The organism is Hominiventricola aquisgranensis, from assembly GCF_040096225.1.
Lineage (GTDB): Bacteria > Bacillota > Clostridia > Lachnospirales > Lachnospiraceae > Hominiventricola > Hominiventricola aquisgranensis.
In genome coordinates this window covers 45173-60192 of record NZ_JBBMFC010000008.1, presented here as the reverse complement: position 1 = coordinate 60192, position 15020 = coordinate 45173, and the positions used below count along the sequence as shown (strand labels likewise).

The following is a 15020-nucleotide window of genomic DNA, read 5'->3' as shown; positions in this document are numbered from 1 at the left end:
ATATGAGGATATTAGTATTTTTTGATCTTCCGGTTACAACGGAGGATGACCGTAGAGTATATCGGACATTTCGAAAGTATTTAATTAAAAGTGGATTTCTAATGCTTCAGGAGTCTGTGTATTGTAAGCTGGCTCAGAACTCGACAGTAGGAGATGCAATCGTGGAAAATGTCCGAAAAAATAAACCATATTCTGGAATTGTACAGGTACTAAAAGTTACAGAAAAACAGTATTCAAAAATGGAATATATTGTTGGAAACTGTAAAACAGATGTATTAAATTCGGATGAAAGACTGGTGATTTTATGAAATTAACCTATGGTGAATATGGAATCGAATTAAACATAATGGAAAACCAGATTAATATTTTAGTGGCTGAATCACCGATCTTTTTTTCGAAATTGATAGAAACTTTCTGCGCAGAAAAACGAAATGGAGATGGAAATATTATCTTGTCGGAAAAAGATAAAATAATTACTTTTTCGAAAATAGCAGAAATTATCATTGATCCTTTTTCTATTGATCTCAATGAGCGGCGAATTATGCAGAAACTTTATCAGGAGCTGTGTATGGAAACTGTGGACCGGTTATTTGTAGAAACAAGTGAGACCCATGCGAGAGTGGTTTCTTATTTGGAAGAAATGATTCAAAAAGTACCATATCATGTGACGTTTGATATTGAAGAAAATATTCCTAATTTATTAAAAGCATATAATGTTCGATTAGAAACAGAAGGTGTAACATTACTGGAGAGGATTGTGGAGTATTTAAGGTTGTTGCATCAATTATGTAAAATAAAGGTGATTATATTTGTAAATTTGAAAACATATTTGTCTGATAGTGAAATGGAACAATTATATGAATTTAGTGCTTATGAGAAAATGTCATTTGTTCTGTTGGAAAACGTACATAGGAATCGTTTGAAAAATGAAAAAATATGTATTGTAGATCATGATTGTTGTATAATCAATTTGGAATAGACTTACAGCATATGTCGATATGTATAGCTCGGTGATGACCTAAAATTGAATTTGAGGTTTGAGAGTCTTGTAAGTTTGTAAGGATGTGAAACATTCTTCAAAATCAGTATCGAGGAGCTGGAGTTTGAGAGTCTTGTAAGTTTGTAAGGATGTGAAACAAACACAGGTACCGCAATTCGTAAACAGCAGTTTGAGAGTCTTGTAAGTTTGTAAGGATGTGAAACGATTGCTATAAATAATGATGAAAGAATGAAGTTTGAGAGTCTTGTAAGTTTGTAAGGATGTGAAACCAGAAAAGCAATTCCGAAAAAGACAAGACTGTTTGAGAGTCTTGTAAGTTTGTAAGGATGTGAAACTTTTGAGAATCGAGTCGCAAATGGATTTAGGTTTGAGAGTCTTGTAAGTTTGTAAGGATGTGAAACTAACGGAATACGTTCTTCGCTTCATAATACAGTTTGAGAGTCTTGTAAGTTTGTAAGGATGTGAAACTGTTGCAATGAATTTTAGTTTCTTATAGCTGTTTGAGAGTCTTGTAAGTTTGTAAGGATGTGAAACAGACGGATGGCGAGAGAAGAAGCCGGCGAAAGTCTTGTAAGTTTGTAAGGATGTGAAACACCTAATCATCATAGAAAGTGGATTATTGGGTTTGAGAGTCTTGTAAGTTTGTAAGGATGTGAAACTCTCCATCGTCTTTGTGCACATATACTCTAGTTTGAGAGTCTTGTAAGTTTGTAAGGATGTGAAACTATCTTCCAAAGTTTGATTCTGAATGGGAGGTTTGAGAGTCTTGTAAGTTTGTAAGGATGTGAAACGATAGCTAGAGGGTCATGAACACAGTGGTGGTTTGAGAGTCTTGTAAGTTTGTAAGGATGTGAAACCAAATCCATGTTTTGCAATCACGGCTGACTGTTTGAGAGTCTTGTAAGTTTGTAAGGATGTGAAACAATAGAAATGGGAAGACGAGCAATGGGAATGTTTGAGAGTCTTGTAAGTTTGTAAGGATGTGAAACGACAGAACGCCGTCGCATACATATTGGAAAGTTTGAGAGTCTTGTAAGTTTGTAAGGATGTGAAACGATAGACCGCTCCCTGAATGTCATATCCCCGTTTGAGAGTCTTGTAAGTTTGTAAGGATGTGAAACCGGCGATCTTGATACACGTACCCACCGGGAGTTTGAGAGTCTTGTAAGTTTGTAAGGATGTGAAACTGAGAACTTAAAAAGCAGAATTTCTCTACAGTTTGAGAGTCTTGTAAGTTTGTAAGGATGTGAAACACTCAACAGGGACTTTATGATGGACATAGCGTTTGAGAGTCTTGTAAGTTTGTAAGGATGTGAAACGCAGAACAGAACAGACCGGATAATTGTGATGTTTGAGAGTCTTGTAAGTTTGTAAGGATGTGAAACATATCAATACAGAAATCAGCACAGATGGTGGTTTGAGAGTCTTGTAAGTTTGTAAGGATGTGAAACCTGTTTCCGGATCATACTTTATCTTCACTTGTTTGAGAGTCTTGTAAGTTTGTAAGGATGTGAAACACTCAACAGGGACTTTATGATGGACATAGCGTTTGAGAGTCTTGTAAGTTTGTAAGGATGTGAAACAATATCACCCGCAAGGGGTGATACACAGCCGTTTGAGAGTCTTGTAAGTTTGTAAGGATGTGAAACGCAGCCAACAGAAGTCTTTGCCAGGTGTTTGTTTGAGAGTCTTGTAAGTTTGTAAGGATGTGAAACGATGGTGCATCGGGAATATACAAGCACATATCAGGCGAAATTTGTGATTGAGAAAAAACAGATGTATGTTGAGAATGCAAATCGGGCATTACAGGATGGTGTTCTGACATCGGATTGTACAGAGCCTTATCCAAAGAATCCTATTATTGCGGATTTCTTTCAGAATATTGGATATGCGGATAAGTTGGCTTCAGGTGTGAGAAACTTGTATAAGTACAACAAAATTTATTCTGGAAAGAATTCAGAATTTATTGAGGGTGATGTATTTCGAATTATTGTTCCATTGAACGAAAAGTTTAGTGTAGAGAATACCACCCAATCAACTACCCAATCTGCATCTGATGGTTTAGAGGAAAACATTTTGAAATTAATACGTGAAGAATCTACTATTTCTCAGAAGGAAATTGCGGATCAGCTTGAAATGAACCAAAATACAGTAAATTATTATATTCGGAAGATGCAGAAGAATGAATTATTGGTACGAGAAGGAACCAATCGTAAAGGACAATGGATTATAAGAGAAGGAGAGAAACCATGCTAACCTGTGACTACATTGTAGAAAGAATTGACGGAGACTATGCGTTATTACAGCGCATTGACATGCCGGAGGAGGAACTGAAGACTGTTGCACGCGATCTTCTTCCACCGGAGATCGTGGAGGGGTCAAGATTGCATTATGAATGGATGCAATACAGCCTGATCTGATAGAGGGAGGGGATGATGTCATGAGAGATTCCAGAGGAATAGAAGCAGATCTCAGTCGTTTTGTGGAGGCGCATGACCGGTCATACAGCAGAGCTTTGGAAGAGATCCGTGAGGGACGAAAGCAAAGCCATTGGATGTGGTACATATTTCCGCAGATTGTGGGACTGGGACTCAGCAGTACTTCCAGATTTTATGCGATTGCGGATCTGGAGGAAGCGAGGGCTTATATGCAGCATCCGATGCTGGGAGCGCATATGATCGAGATCTGTGGTGTTTTGCTTGGGCTTTCTGCGAATGATGCAGAAGATGTGATGGGATATCCTGACGATTTGAAATTAAGATCTTCTATGACATTATTTTCCCAAGCGGTGCCAAGCGTAAAGATTTTCCAGCAGGTATTGGACAAGTACTTTGATGGAAAGATGGATCAGAAAACATTGGAAATATTAGGAGCGCATATATGATACAGCAACAGATATTTGCACTGCAGGATAAGCCTTATGGAGAATTTCAGAGCAGACTGCTCCCAACGATAGCGAAGAAACGGATTATAGGAGTTCGTATTCCGGTCATGAGAAAGCTGGCAAAGCAGTTGACGAAGGAGGATCCGGAGGCGGTGCAGGCATTTCTGGAAGAGCTTCCCCATACATACTATGATGAAGATATTTTACATGCAATTCTGATCTCGGAGATCAAGGATTACGATCGATGTATCAGAGAGACGGATCGGTTTCTTCCATATATAGACAACTGGGCAGTGTGCGATATCATGTCACCGAAAGTGTTTAAGCGGCATAGATCGGAGTTGATTGAAAAGATACGGGGCTGGTCAGCATCGGAACATACGTATACCTGCAGGTTTGGCATGGAAATGCTGATGAGCTTTTATCTGGATGAGGATTTCCGGCCGGAGTATCTGGAGATTCCGGCGCAGGTGCAGTCGGAGGAATACTATGTAAATATGATGATTGCCTGGTTTTTTGCTACGGCACTTGCCAAACAGTGGGATGCTGCATTTCCTTATATTCATGAAAACAGACTTTCTGTCTGGGTGCATAATAAGACGATCCAGAAGGCGAGAGAAAGTTATCGGATCACAGATGAGCAGAAGCAGATCCTGAAAGAATTGAAAAGATAAGGAGAGACAACCATGACGCTTCAACAGTTAAAATACGCCCTGACGATCGCCCGCAGCGGTTCTATCAATGAGGCGGCGAAGCAGTTATTTATTTCCCAGCCCAGTCTGTCGGAGACGATCCGCGAACTGGAGTCGGAGGTGGGGTTTGACATTTTTCTGCGATCCAACCGTGGAATTGTCATTACACCGGAGGGAGAAGAATTTTTAAGCTATGCCGGTCAGGTGACGGAGCAGTTTGGATTGTTGGAATCCAAATACATTGACAAGAAGACCCGTGAGAAATTCAGTGTTTCCACTCAGCATTATACTTTTGCAGTGAAAGCCTTTGTGGAGACAGTGAAGCAGTTTGGCATGGAGCAGTATGAGTTTGCAGTGCACGAGACAACCACAGCCAGCGTGATCGAGAACGTGAAGGATTTTAAAAGTGAGATCGGTGTGCTTTGTGAAAATGATTTTAATGAGCAGGTTCTGAACAAAATGTTCAAGGAGAATGGTCTTGAATTTGTGGAACTGTTTCAGTGTAATACGTTTGTATATTTGTGGGTAGGGCATCCACTGGCAAAGCAGGACGTGATCTCTATGGAGGAGTTGGATGAGTATCCATGTCTGTCCTTTGATCAGGGAAAGAACAGTTCGCTGTATCTGGCAGAGGAGATGAAAAGTACCTACGAATACCGTCGATTGATCAAGGCGAATGACCGGGCCACTCTGCTGAATCTCATGAGGGGACTCAATGCTTACACGTTGTGCTCAGGTATCATCTGTGAGGACCTTAATGGGGATGAGTATGTGGCAATCCCATTGAAAGAGACAGAGAAGATGAAGATTGGTTATCTGAAGAGGAAGGGTGCAAAGATCAGCCATATTGGGGAAATCTATGTGAAAGAACTGAAGAAATACAAGGAAAAGGCCATGTAAATCCTATAGATTAGTTATAGGTTATACCTATAACGGACTCAAGGTTACGTGTATTAACACTTTTTTTCTGATCTTGTTATAATAGCCATTGTGAACAGGAGAGATCCAAATACAACAGAAAGGAGAACCGGACGATGATGACAACAACATTTTTCATGAATACCTCAGGGATGTGCAGCGGCATGATGAAAGGCATGTGTATGTCTATGGGTATGAGAACAGAGATTATGTGTGATGCGTCAGATGCTTCGGTTTGATTTTTGATAAAAGAAAAATCGACAGGAATCATCTTCGCGATGGTGCCTGTTATTTTTTTGCAATAAAAAGGGAAAGGAAACGTTATGTCTGAAATAGAAGTAAAACACCTGACAAAGACATTCGAGCAAAAAGGACTTCATGTAGAAGCACTGAAGGATATCAACCTTACGATTGAAGCGGGAGATATCTACGGAATCATCGGAATGTCAGGAGCAGGAAAAAGTACACTGGTACGATGTCTGAATTATCTGGAGCGACCAACAGAAGGTCAGGTATTGATTGAAGGAAAAGATCTTGGAAATCTGAGTGAGAAGGAACTGAGAAAGCAGCGCAGTGATATTGCCATGATTTTCCAGCATTTCAATCTGCTGATGCAGAAAAATGTGATCGACAATATCTGTTTCCCACTTCAGATCCAGGGAGTTGGCAAGAAGGAAGCGAAGGAAAAGGCCAGAGAGCTTTTGAAAACAGTAGGTCTTGAGGATAAGGAAAAAGCATATCCGGCACAGCTGTCCGGTGGACAGAAACAGAGGGTTGCCATTGCAAGAGCGTTGGCCTCCAACCCGAAGATCCTGCTCTGTGATGAGGCAACCAGTGCATTGGATCCGCAGACTACTGCATCGATCCTGGAACTTCTGAAGCACATCAATGAAGAATTTGGAATCACCATTGTGATCATTACGCATCAGATGTCAGTGATCCGTGAGATTTGTAACCGTGTGGCGATCATCGAGCGAGGTGCATTGGTAGAAAATGGATTGGTAGAGGATATTTTCAGTCATCCGAAGTCAAGAGCGGCTAGAGAGCTGATACTGAAAGATTCACCGGAGACTGGTATTCGCAGAGAAGGAAGAACAGCGGCTCTGATGGATCGGATCCAGGGAGACCGAAAGTTACGTATTGTATTTTCAGGACAGTCTGCATTTGAACCAGTCATTGCAAACATGATCCTGAAATTTGGAACTCCGGTTAATATCTGGAGAGCAGATACGAAAAATGTTGGCGGAGTGGCGAAAGGCGAGATGATCTTAGGCCTGCCGGATGACAGACATCTGCAGGTAGATATGGAACAGTATCTGACAGAACATGGACTGGCAGTTGAGGAGGTGACTGAAGATGTGGAGTAGTGAAGTAACGAATATGATCATTGCCGGCATCGGAGAGACCCTTTATATGACTTTGGTTTCCACCATTGCCGGATATATTATAGGACTTCCTATGGGAATTGTCCTTACAGTAACAGATAAGGATGGAATCAGACCCAATGCATTGGTATACAAGATCCTGGATGTGATCGTCAATATTGTAAGAAGTATTCCATTTATTATTTTGCTTGTACTGCTGATTCCATTTACCAGATTGTTAGTCGGAAAAAGTTATGGTTCTACTGCAACGATCGTTCCGCTGGTTGTGGCAGCAGCACCTTACATTGCGCGAATGGTTGAGTCTTCCCTGAAGGAAGTGGATGCCGGAGTAATCGAGGCGGCAAGATCTATGGGAGCGTCAGATTTTAGAATTATTACCAAAGTGCTCTTGGTAGAAGCCAGAACATCTCTCCTGGTGGGAGCAACTATTTCTCTGGGAACCATTCTTGGATATTCTGCCATGTCTGGTGCCGTTGGAGGCGGCGGACTGGGAGCTATCGCAATCCGGTATGGATACACCAGATGGCAGACGGATATCATGATCGTCACGGTTGTTTTGCTGGTCGTTCTGTTCCAGATATTCCAGACTATCGGAATGATGCTGGCAAACAAATTTGACCACAGAAAGTAAATATGATATCAGAGGCAAAAGGTATCATAAAACTAATCAAACGTATGTAATTGCATTTTGCAATTCATAATAAAAAGGAAGAGAGGAACCTTATTATGAAAAAAAGAGTATTAGCAAGCATTTTAGCAGGTGTACTGACAGTCGGAGTACTGACTGGCTGCGGAAGCAAGACTGAGGAAGCAGCAGACACAACTGCAACAGAAGAGACCACAGAAGACGCAGCAGAGGATACCGCAGCAGATGCTGAAGAGACCGATGCAGCAGCAACTGAGACCAAAGGAACCATTACTGTAGCAGCTTCTGCAACACCGCACGCAGAGATCCTGGCAGCAGCAAAACCGATCCTGGCTGAGCAGGGATGGGATCTTGAAGTTACCGAGTTCGATGATTATGTACTTCCGAATGAGGTTGTAGAGAGTGGCGAGATGGATGCAAACTACTTCCAGCATGTACCGTATCTTGACAGCTTCAACGAGGAGAAAGGAACTCACCTGGTAGAGGTTGGTAAGATCCACTATGAGCCGTTCGGAATCTATCCGGGAACCAAAGCAAGTCTTGATGAAATTGCTGAAGGAGATACCATTGCAGTACCGAACGACACTACCAACGAGGCACGTGCACTGCTTCTTCTGCAGGATAATGGAATCATCACTCTGAAAGATGGTGCTGGTCTGACTGCAACTGTAAATGATATTGCTGAGAATCCGCACAACGTAAAGATTGAAGAGCTGGCAGCAGAGTCTGTAGCAAGAGTAGCTGATGAAGTTGCTTATGTTGTATTAAATGGTAACTATGCACTGCAGGCAGGTTTCTCTGTATCAAAAGATTCCCTTGCATATGAGAAATCTGATTCTGAAGCAGCTAAAACTTATGTAAATGTAGTTGTTGTAAAAGAAGGAAATGAGGATAACGAAGGTGTGAAAGCACTGGTAGATGTACTCAAATCTGATGAGATCAAGAACTTCATCAACGAGAAATATGATGGAGCAGTTATCCCGTTCGAGGAGTAATCTCTTGTACAACATTATCCACGAGGCATCAGCCCCTTGGATAGAAAGTTCGATTACACAGCCAGCAAGTCTCTGGATATAAGGCTCGTATGAAGTGTATCGGAACATTATAACACAAAGAATCCGGTCAGATCGGACACAAAAAGAAGTGTTCTCCCTGACCGGATTTTTGCGTGAGTTTCTCTGGTAAATGGAACATTGTATTTTGAGAGGGCTTCGGCTATAATGGTAATAAGTATGAAAGCGATTATGGAAAAGGAGCAGATGCAATGAGCGGATCAGTCAAATTACCGGTTGGAATTGAGAATTTTGAAGAGATTCGGACAAATGGTTATTATTATGTCGATAAAACAAATCTGATCGAGCAGTTGTTTGAGAGCCGCGGAAAAGTGAATCTGTTTACCAGACCACGTCGATTTGGCAAGACGCTCAATATGAGTATGCTGAAATACTTCTTTGAAATAGGCGCAGATCCGTCGTTGTTTGACGGGTTAAATATTTCCAGAAATGAGCAGCTTTGTAAGGAACATATGGGAAAATATCCTGTTATTTTTCTTACATTGAAAAATGTGGATGGTCTGGATTTTCAAGAGGCAAAACAGCGATTTGTTGATTTGATTGGAACAGAGGCTGCCCGTTTTCGGTTCCTCTTAGACAGCGACAGACTTACTTTGGATGATAAGGAAAGATATAAGGCACTGATTGCTATCAAGAATGGTGCTTATTTCATGAGCAATCAGGTTTTTACAAGATCGTTGAAGACGTTATCGGAGATTTTGAACAAATATTATGATCAGAAGACTGTGATTCTCATAGATGAGTATGATGTTCCATTGGATAAAGCATTTCAGCAGGGATATTATAGAGAGATGGTGTCGCTGATCCGGGGTATTTTCGGAGATGCATTAAAAACTAATGACAGCCTGAGCTTTGCGGTGCTGACTGGGTGCCTTCGCATTTCCAAAGAAAGTATTTTCACAGGATTAAACAATTTTAAAATATTGTCTATTACAGATGTCAGATTTGATGAACAGTTTGGTTTCACAGATAAAGAAGTGAACGATATTCTTTCGTATTATCACATGGAAGACCGAATAAAAGAAACGAAACAGTGGTATGATGGGTATCATTTTGGAAATGTGGATGTGTATTGTCCATGGGATGTGATCAACCATGTGGACAGAATCAAAGATGATCCAGGTGCCAGACCAGAAACCTACTGGATCAATACCAGTGGAAATGATCTGGTCAGAAGATTTGTTAATAAAGCGAACAAAACAACACGAAATGAAATTGAAAGACTGATTGCAGGCGAAGCAATTGAAAAGCAGATCCGTCTGGATCTTACCTATGATGAAATTGATAACAGCATTGATAATCTCTGGAGTGTATTATTTACCACTGGATATCTGACACAGATTGGACTGACGGAGGAAGGAGCTTATAAACTGGTAATTCCCAATAAAGAAGTCAGAGAAGTATATAAGCTTCAGATACAGGAATGGTTTGAAAAATCACTTTTTTCAAATGTTGATCAGTTACAGTCCTTCTGGAAATCATTTGCGGAAGGCAATACAGAGGAAATTGAAAAATATCTTAATAAAGTATTGAGTAATTCGATCAGTGTCTTTGATACAAAAGGCAGAAATGAAGAAAAAGAAAGTTCGTATCATAACCTGTTAACAGGCATACTGACAGGAAATGCGGATTGGCTGGTAAAGTCCAATGTAGAGGCAGGAGAGGGATTCGCAGATATTATTGTGGAAACCGATGATCCCGATGCAGGCATCATTACAGAACTTAAATATACAAGAGATACGAAAGAGATGGAACAGGCGTGCAAGAAAGCAATCGCACAGATAAAGGACAGAAGATATCAAGAGTATCTGTTGAATGACGAAAGAAGAGATATTCTACTGTATGGAATTGCATTCTGTAAGAAGAGATGCAAAGTAATTGCTGAAAAAATGACGGAAGAATCATTTGTCCAATGAAAACTCCCCACAGGGAGAACACCTGTCAAGGTGTACTATCTGTGGGGAGTTTTTGTTGTCTCTGTTCCGATACACTTCATACGAGCCTTATATGCAGTGGCGTTCATGCCTATAGAAGTTTTCTATGTACCTTACGCTTCCTTCCGACGTTCAAGATTCTTGTATGCCGTGCTCAGCATCAGTTTAATACGGTTCAACTGATTAACCTCACTTGCACCCGGGTCATAATCGATCGCCACGATATTGGAGCTTGGATGACGATGACGAAGCTCCTTGATAACACCTTTGCCTACGATATGGTTTGGCAGGCAGGCAAATGGCTGGGTACATACGATGTTTGGTGTATCATTTTCAATCAGCTCCAGCATCTCAGCAGTCAGGAACCAACCCTCACCGGTCTGATTTCCAAGAGATACGATATCAGAAGCCATGGCTGCCATATGGTCGATATTGGAGGCCGGAGAGAAGTGCGTACTCTTCTCCAGTGCTTTGTTGGCCGGACTGCGGAAGAATTCCAGTGCCTTGATACCCAGGCGGCCCATGCGGGCGGTCATTTTCTTCTTGCCAAGATACTGCGCCTTAAATTCTGTGTTCTTAAAGCAGTACAGCAGGAAATCCATCAGGTCAGGCACAACTGCTTCTGCACCTTCGTGCTCCAACAGGTCTACCAGACCATTGTTGGCAGACGGAGAGAATTTTACAAGGATCTCGCCTACAATACCAACTCTTGGTTTCTTCTCATCAGTTACCAGAATATGGTCAAATTCATCTACGATCTGCTGACAGAGCTTTTTATAGCTGCTCCAGGACGGATGCTTCTGCATGAGAAATGCCTTGCAGCGTCCATTCAGCCGCTCATAAACTTTATTTGCCTCGCCCGGAATCAGTTCATACGGACGGGTGTGATACAGCACCTTCATGAACAGATCTCCGAAGACCAGTGCATACAGTCCCTTGAACAGCATTTCCGGTGTATATTTGAATCCCGGGTTTTTCTCCAGTCCGCTCAAGTTGATGGAGATGACTGGAATATCCGGGTAACCGGCTTTTGCCAGTGCACGGCGGATAAATCCAATATAGTTGGAAGCACGACAGCCGCCGCCGGTCTGAGAGATCAGAATTGCAGTCTTGGTAAGGTCGTATTTTCCGGATAAGACGGCTTCCATAATCTGACCGATGACGATCAGGGATGGATAGCAGGCATCATTATTTACATATTTAAGTCCAAGATCGACTGCATTCCGTCCGGCTCTTGGAAGGACGTCAATGTGATATCCGCAGGAGCGGAAGGCAGCTTCCAGCAGATTAAAGTGGATCGGTGACATATCCGGGCAGAGAATGGTGTAATTCTTTCTCATTTCCTCGGTGAAGATCACACGCTCGTAAGCGGAGGAGACGATCTTTCTCGGCTCCTGTTTTTTCTCGCGGACGCGGATGGCAGCCAGCAGAGAACGAATACGGATACGGGCAGCTCCCAGGTTGCTGATCTCATCAATCTTCAGGCAGGTGTAGATCTTGCCGGAGTTAGTCAGGATCTCATTGACCTGATCGGTGGTAACAGCATCGAGGCCACAGCCGAAGGAGTTGAGTTGGATCAGATCCAGATCGTCTCTGGTCTTTACAAAATCAGCGGCCGCATACAGACGGGAGTGATACATCCACTGGTCCATGACACGAAGCGGACGGTCAGGCTGTGTCAGATGGGAGACACTGTCTTCCGTGAGCACTGCCATGCCATAGCTGTTGATCAGCTCTGGAATACCATGATTGATCTCACTGTCCACGTGATACGGACGGCCAGCAAGGACAATGCCATGAGAATGAGTCTCCTCCATCCATTTCAGAGTTTCCTCACCCTTCTTGCATACGTCAAGACGTGCCTGGCGCAGTTCTTCCCAGGCAGCTTTTGCAGCTTCTGTGATCTCAGCGGCAGTCATACCTTTCTCGCCATTGAATTCTTCAATCAGGCGGTTGGTCATGATCTCCAGACTTTCAAAGCTTAAGAATGGATTGCGGAAATCAAAACGGTCAGATTTCAGCTCTTCCATGTTGTTTTTAATATTCTCCGCATAGGAGGTAACGATCGGGCAGTTGTAATGGTTGTTGGCATCTTTGAACTCCGAACGCTCATAAGGAACGCAGGGGAAGAAGATGAACGGAATGTTGTGGGTCAGCAGCCATTTCACATGTCCATGGGCCAGCTTTGCCGGATAGCACTCGGACTCACTGGGGATGGATTCGATACCCTGCTCATAAAGCTCATGGGTAGAGCTTGGGGAGAGTACCACCCGGTAACCCAGTCTGGTGAAAAATGTGAACCAGAACGGGTAGTTTTCATACATATTGAGGACGCGGGGGATACCCACAAGACCTCTCTTGGCGGCAGCTTCTGCCAGCGGTTCATAGGAGAAGAGGCGTTCATTTTTATAAGCGAACAGGTTCGGAGCCGGATTTTTCTTCTTCTCTTTACCAAGTCCGCGTTCGCAGCGGTTGCCGGAGATGTAGCGGCGTCCGCCGGAAAATTTATTGATGGTCAGACGGCAGTTGTTAGTACAGCCGTGGCATTTAGTCATGGAAGTGGAATATTCCAGTGTCTCCATCTGCTCTTTACTCAGCATGGAAGTCTCCTGGCCTTCATAACGCTCTCTGGCGATCAGTGCAGCACCGAATGCGCCCATGATACCGGCGATATCAGGACGGATCACTTCGCAGTCGGCAATCTTCTCAAGGCTTCGGAGAACAGCATTGTTATAGAAAGTACCGCCCTGTACCACGATGTGTTTTCCAAGGGAAGAAGCATCGGATACTTTGATAACCTTGAACAGCGCATTTTTAATGACAGAGTAAGCAAGTCCGGCAGAGATATCATCCACACCGGCGCCTTCCTTCTGGGCCTGCTTTACACGGGAGTTCATAAATACCGTACAGCGGGTTCCCAGGTCAATGGGATGCTTTGCGAAGAGAGCTGCCTGTGCGAAATCCTGGATCGAAAGGTTCAGAGATTTTGCAAAGGTTTCGATAAAGGAACCACAGCCGGAGGAACATGCCTCGTTGAGCTGTACATTGTCAACTGTATGATTTTTAATACGGATACATTTCATATCCTGACCGCCGATGTCAAGGATACAGTCCACATCCGGGTCGAAGAACTGAGCAGCATAATAGTGGGAGATGGTCTCCACCTCGCCCTCATCCAGCATCAGTGCCGCTTTTACTAAAGCCTCGCCGTAACCGGTGGAGCAGGAGCGGACAATATGTGCTTTGGGCGGAAGCTTGTCAAACAGATCCTTCAATGCTTCCAGTGTAATATGTAAAGTACTTCCGTTGTTATTATGATAGAAGGAATACAGAAGGGAGCCGTCCTCGCCGACCAGTGCGATCTTGGTGGTAGTGGAACCGGCATCGATTCCGAGGAAACAGTTTCCTTCGTAAGTGGCAAGGTCTTTTTTCACAACCTTTGTCTGAGAGTGACGCTCACTGAAGGTGTCAAACTCTGCCTGGTCCTTGAACAGCGGATCCAGTCGCTGGATCTCAAATGCAATCTGGATCTTGTTGTGCAGCCGATCAATCATATCCTGTGCGGATACGGCCTTCTCACGCTTGGAGAGAAGTGCGGAACCGGAAGCTGCGAACAGATGAGAAAATGTCGGAATGATCGTGTGTTCTTCATCAAGGTTCAGAGTACGGATAAAGCACTCCCGAAGCTCGGACAGGAAATGAAGCGGGCCTCCTAAGAATGCCACATGTCCACGAATCGGTTTACCACAGGCAAGACCACTGATGGTCTGGTTGACTACTGCCTGGAAAATAGAAGCAGACAGGTCTTCCTTGGTGGCTCCCTCGTTGATCAGGGGTTGGATATCCGTCTTTGCAAATACACCGCAGCGAGCGGCGATGGAGTACATGGATTTGTAATTTTTTGCATATTCGTTAAGACCGGTTGCATCGGTCTGCAAGAGGGATGCCATCTGGTCAATAAAAGAACCTGTACCTCCGGCACAGATACCATTCATACGTTGCTCTACATTTCCACCTTCAAAATAGATGATCTTGGCGTCTTCGCCGCCCAGCTCGATGGCAACGTCCGTCTGCGGAGCATAGGTCTGCAGGGCTTCTGCCACGGCGACGACCTCCTGTGCGAATGGCACATCCAGATACTGTGCCAGCGTCAGTCCGCCGGAACCGGTGATCACCGGATAAATATCGATGGGACCCAGCTTATCAACGGCTTTGGTCAACAGGTCAGCAAGTGTCTCCTGAATGTTGGCAAAATGCCGTTCATAATCGGAGAATAAAAAGTGATTTTCATCATCAAGCACCGCAATCTTTACGGTGGTGGAACCGATATCGATTCCGAGTCTGTAACATTTGTTCATAGTCATATCTCTCCGGCAGCGAGTAGCTGCCTTTTCCTCACAATTATCTTCAGTCTGAAACATGCTACATTATATGGAAAGAATTTCCGAAAGTCCATAAAGATAGTGTTAAGATATGTTAGTTGACAAA

The 15020-nt window shown here is 43.3% G+C and carries 13 protein-coding genes and 1 CRISPR repeat array; of the genes, 12 read left to right on the top strand and 1 reads right to left on the bottom strand.

From position 1 onward, the window contains the following. Positions 1 to 2: 2 nt before the first annotated feature. From cas2 to WMO62_RS05995, 12 genes are all read left to right on the top strand, one after another. Positions 3 to 308 carry a CRISPR-associated endonuclease Cas2 gene (gene cas2, locus WMO62_RS06050; protein WP_349144129.1) on the top strand — a complete coding sequence of 102 codons (306 nt, stop codon included), beginning with the start codon at positions 3 to 5 and terminating at the stop codon, positions 306 to 308. Then, entirely contained in the window at positions 305 to 979 is a 675-nt protein-coding gene (csn2, locus tag WMO62_RS06045; RefSeq protein ID WP_349144128.1) for a type II-A CRISPR-associated protein Csn2, read from the top strand. The genes cas2 and csn2 overlap by 4 nt, the downstream gene beginning before the upstream one ends. A 56-nt stretch (positions 980 to 1035) precedes the next feature. Then, positions 1036 to 2715: a CRISPR direct-repeat array (repeat unit 36 nt; unit sequence GTTTGAGAGTCTTGTAAGTTTGTAAGGATGTGAAAC). 1 nt (position 2716) lies between these two features. Beyond that, the gene (locus tag WMO62_RS06040) at positions 2717 to 3256 is read left to right on the top strand and encodes a winged helix-turn-helix transcriptional regulator (RefSeq protein WP_349144127.1); all 540 of its coding nucleotides are present in this window, start codon (positions 2717 to 2719) and stop codon (positions 3254 to 3256) included. Beyond that, positions 3250 to 3420 (top strand): chorismate--pyruvate lyase, encoded by a 171-nt coding sequence (locus tag WMO62_RS06035; protein ID WP_349144126.1) that lies wholly within the window; start codon positions 3250 to 3252, stop codon positions 3418 to 3420. Before WMO62_RS06040 ends, WMO62_RS06035 begins: the two co-directional genes overlap by 7 nt. Positions 3421 to 3440: 20 nt before the next feature. Then, positions 3441 to 3884 carry a DUF1810 domain-containing protein gene (locus tag WMO62_RS06030; RefSeq protein WP_349144125.1) on the top strand — a complete coding sequence of 148 codons (444 nt, stop codon included), beginning with the start codon at positions 3441 to 3443 and terminating at the stop codon, positions 3882 to 3884. Continuing rightward, the gene (locus WMO62_RS06025; protein ID WP_349144124.1) at positions 3881 to 4558 is read left to right on the top strand and encodes a DNA alkylation repair protein; all 678 of its coding nucleotides are present in this window, start codon (positions 3881 to 3883) and stop codon (positions 4556 to 4558) included. Before WMO62_RS06030 ends, WMO62_RS06025 begins: the two co-directional genes overlap by 4 nt. A 12-nt stretch (positions 4559 to 4570) precedes the next feature. Continuing rightward, on the top strand, positions 4571 to 5476 hold the full coding sequence (locus WMO62_RS06020; protein ID WP_349144123.1) for a LysR family transcriptional regulator: 906 nt from the start codon (positions 4571 to 4573) through the stop codon (positions 5474 to 5476). A gap of 134 nt (positions 5477 to 5610) precedes the next feature. After that, positions 5611 to 5733, top strand: coding sequence for a hypothetical protein (locus tag WMO62_RS06015; protein ID WP_349144122.1), 123 nt, complete (start codon positions 5611 to 5613; stop codon positions 5731 to 5733). Between the two features lie 84 nt (positions 5734 to 5817). Then, a complete protein-coding gene (locus WMO62_RS06010) occupies positions 5818 to 6861 on the top strand; it encodes a methionine ABC transporter ATP-binding protein (protein ID WP_349144121.1) in 1044 nt (347 codons plus the stop codon). Beyond that, entirely contained in the window at positions 6851 to 7510 is a 660-nt protein-coding gene (locus tag WMO62_RS06005) for a methionine ABC transporter permease (RefSeq protein WP_117498334.1), read from the top strand. The genes WMO62_RS06010 and WMO62_RS06005 overlap by 11 nt, the downstream gene beginning before the upstream one ends. 95 nt (positions 7511 to 7605) lie before the next feature. Next, on the top strand, positions 7606 to 8520 hold the full coding sequence (locus WMO62_RS06000) for a MetQ/NlpA family ABC transporter substrate-binding protein (RefSeq protein WP_349144120.1): 915 nt from the start codon (positions 7606 to 7608) through the stop codon (positions 8518 to 8520). Between the two features lie 269 nt (positions 8521 to 8789). Then, positions 8790 to 10514, top strand: a complete 1725-nt coding sequence (locus WMO62_RS05995; protein WP_349144119.1) for an AAA family ATPase — start codon at positions 8790 to 8792, stop codon at positions 10512 to 10514. A 131-nt stretch (positions 10515 to 10645) separates the two neighbouring features. Here the strand turns inward: WMO62_RS05995 and WMO62_RS05990 are convergent, their stop codons facing one another. Then, the gene (locus WMO62_RS05990; RefSeq protein ID WP_349144118.1) at positions 10646 to 14896 is read right to left on the bottom strand and encodes an acyl-CoA dehydratase activase-related protein; all 4251 of its coding nucleotides are present in this window, start codon (positions 14894 to 14896) and stop codon (positions 10646 to 10648) included. Between the last annotated feature and the right edge of the window lie 124 nt (positions 14897 to 15020).

What these genes read in the sequence shown, in the direction of transcription:
- WMO62_RS06035 (WP_349144126.1), top strand. Translation starts at nt 3,250, where the DNA reads ATGCTAACCTGTGACTACATTGTAGAAAGAATTGACGGAGACTATGCG.
- WMO62_RS05995 (WP_349144119.1), top strand. Translation starts at nt 8,790, where the DNA reads ATGAGCGGATCAGTCAAATTACCGGTTGGAATTGAGAATTTTGAAGAG.
- WMO62_RS05990 (WP_349144118.1), bottom strand. Translation starts at nt 14,896, where the DNA reads ATGACTATGAACAAATGTTACAGACTCGGAATCGATATCGGTTCCACC.
- cas2 (WP_349144129.1), top strand. Translation starts at nt 3, where the DNA reads ATGAGGATATTAGTATTTTTTGATCTTCCGGTTACAACGGAGGATGAC.
- WMO62_RS06010 (WP_349144121.1), top strand. Translation starts at nt 5,818, where the DNA reads ATGTCTGAAATAGAAGTAAAACACCTGACAAAGACATTCGAGCAAAAA.
- WMO62_RS06025 (WP_349144124.1), top strand. Translation starts at nt 3,881, where the DNA reads ATGATACAGCAACAGATATTTGCACTGCAGGATAAGCCTTATGGAGAA.
- WMO62_RS06015 (WP_349144122.1), top strand. Translation starts at nt 5,611, where the DNA reads ATGATGACAACAACATTTTTCATGAATACCTCAGGGATGTGCAGCGGC.
- WMO62_RS06000 (WP_349144120.1), top strand. Translation starts at nt 7,606, where the DNA reads ATGAAAAAAAGAGTATTAGCAAGCATTTTAGCAGGTGTACTGACAGTC.
- WMO62_RS06020 (WP_349144123.1), top strand. Translation starts at nt 4,571, where the DNA reads ATGACGCTTCAACAGTTAAAATACGCCCTGACGATCGCCCGCAGCGGT.
- WMO62_RS06040 (WP_349144127.1), top strand. Translation starts at nt 2,717, where the DNA reads ATGGTGCATCGGGAATATACAAGCACATATCAGGCGAAATTTGTGATT.
- csn2 (WP_349144128.1), top strand. Translation starts at nt 305, where the DNA reads ATGAAATTAACCTATGGTGAATATGGAATCGAATTAAACATAATGGAA.
- WMO62_RS06030 (WP_349144125.1), top strand. Translation starts at nt 3,441, where the DNA reads ATGAGAGATTCCAGAGGAATAGAAGCAGATCTCAGTCGTTTTGTGGAG.
- WMO62_RS06005 (WP_117498334.1), top strand. Translation starts at nt 6,851, where the DNA reads ATGTGGAGTAGTGAAGTAACGAATATGATCATTGCCGGCATCGGAGAG.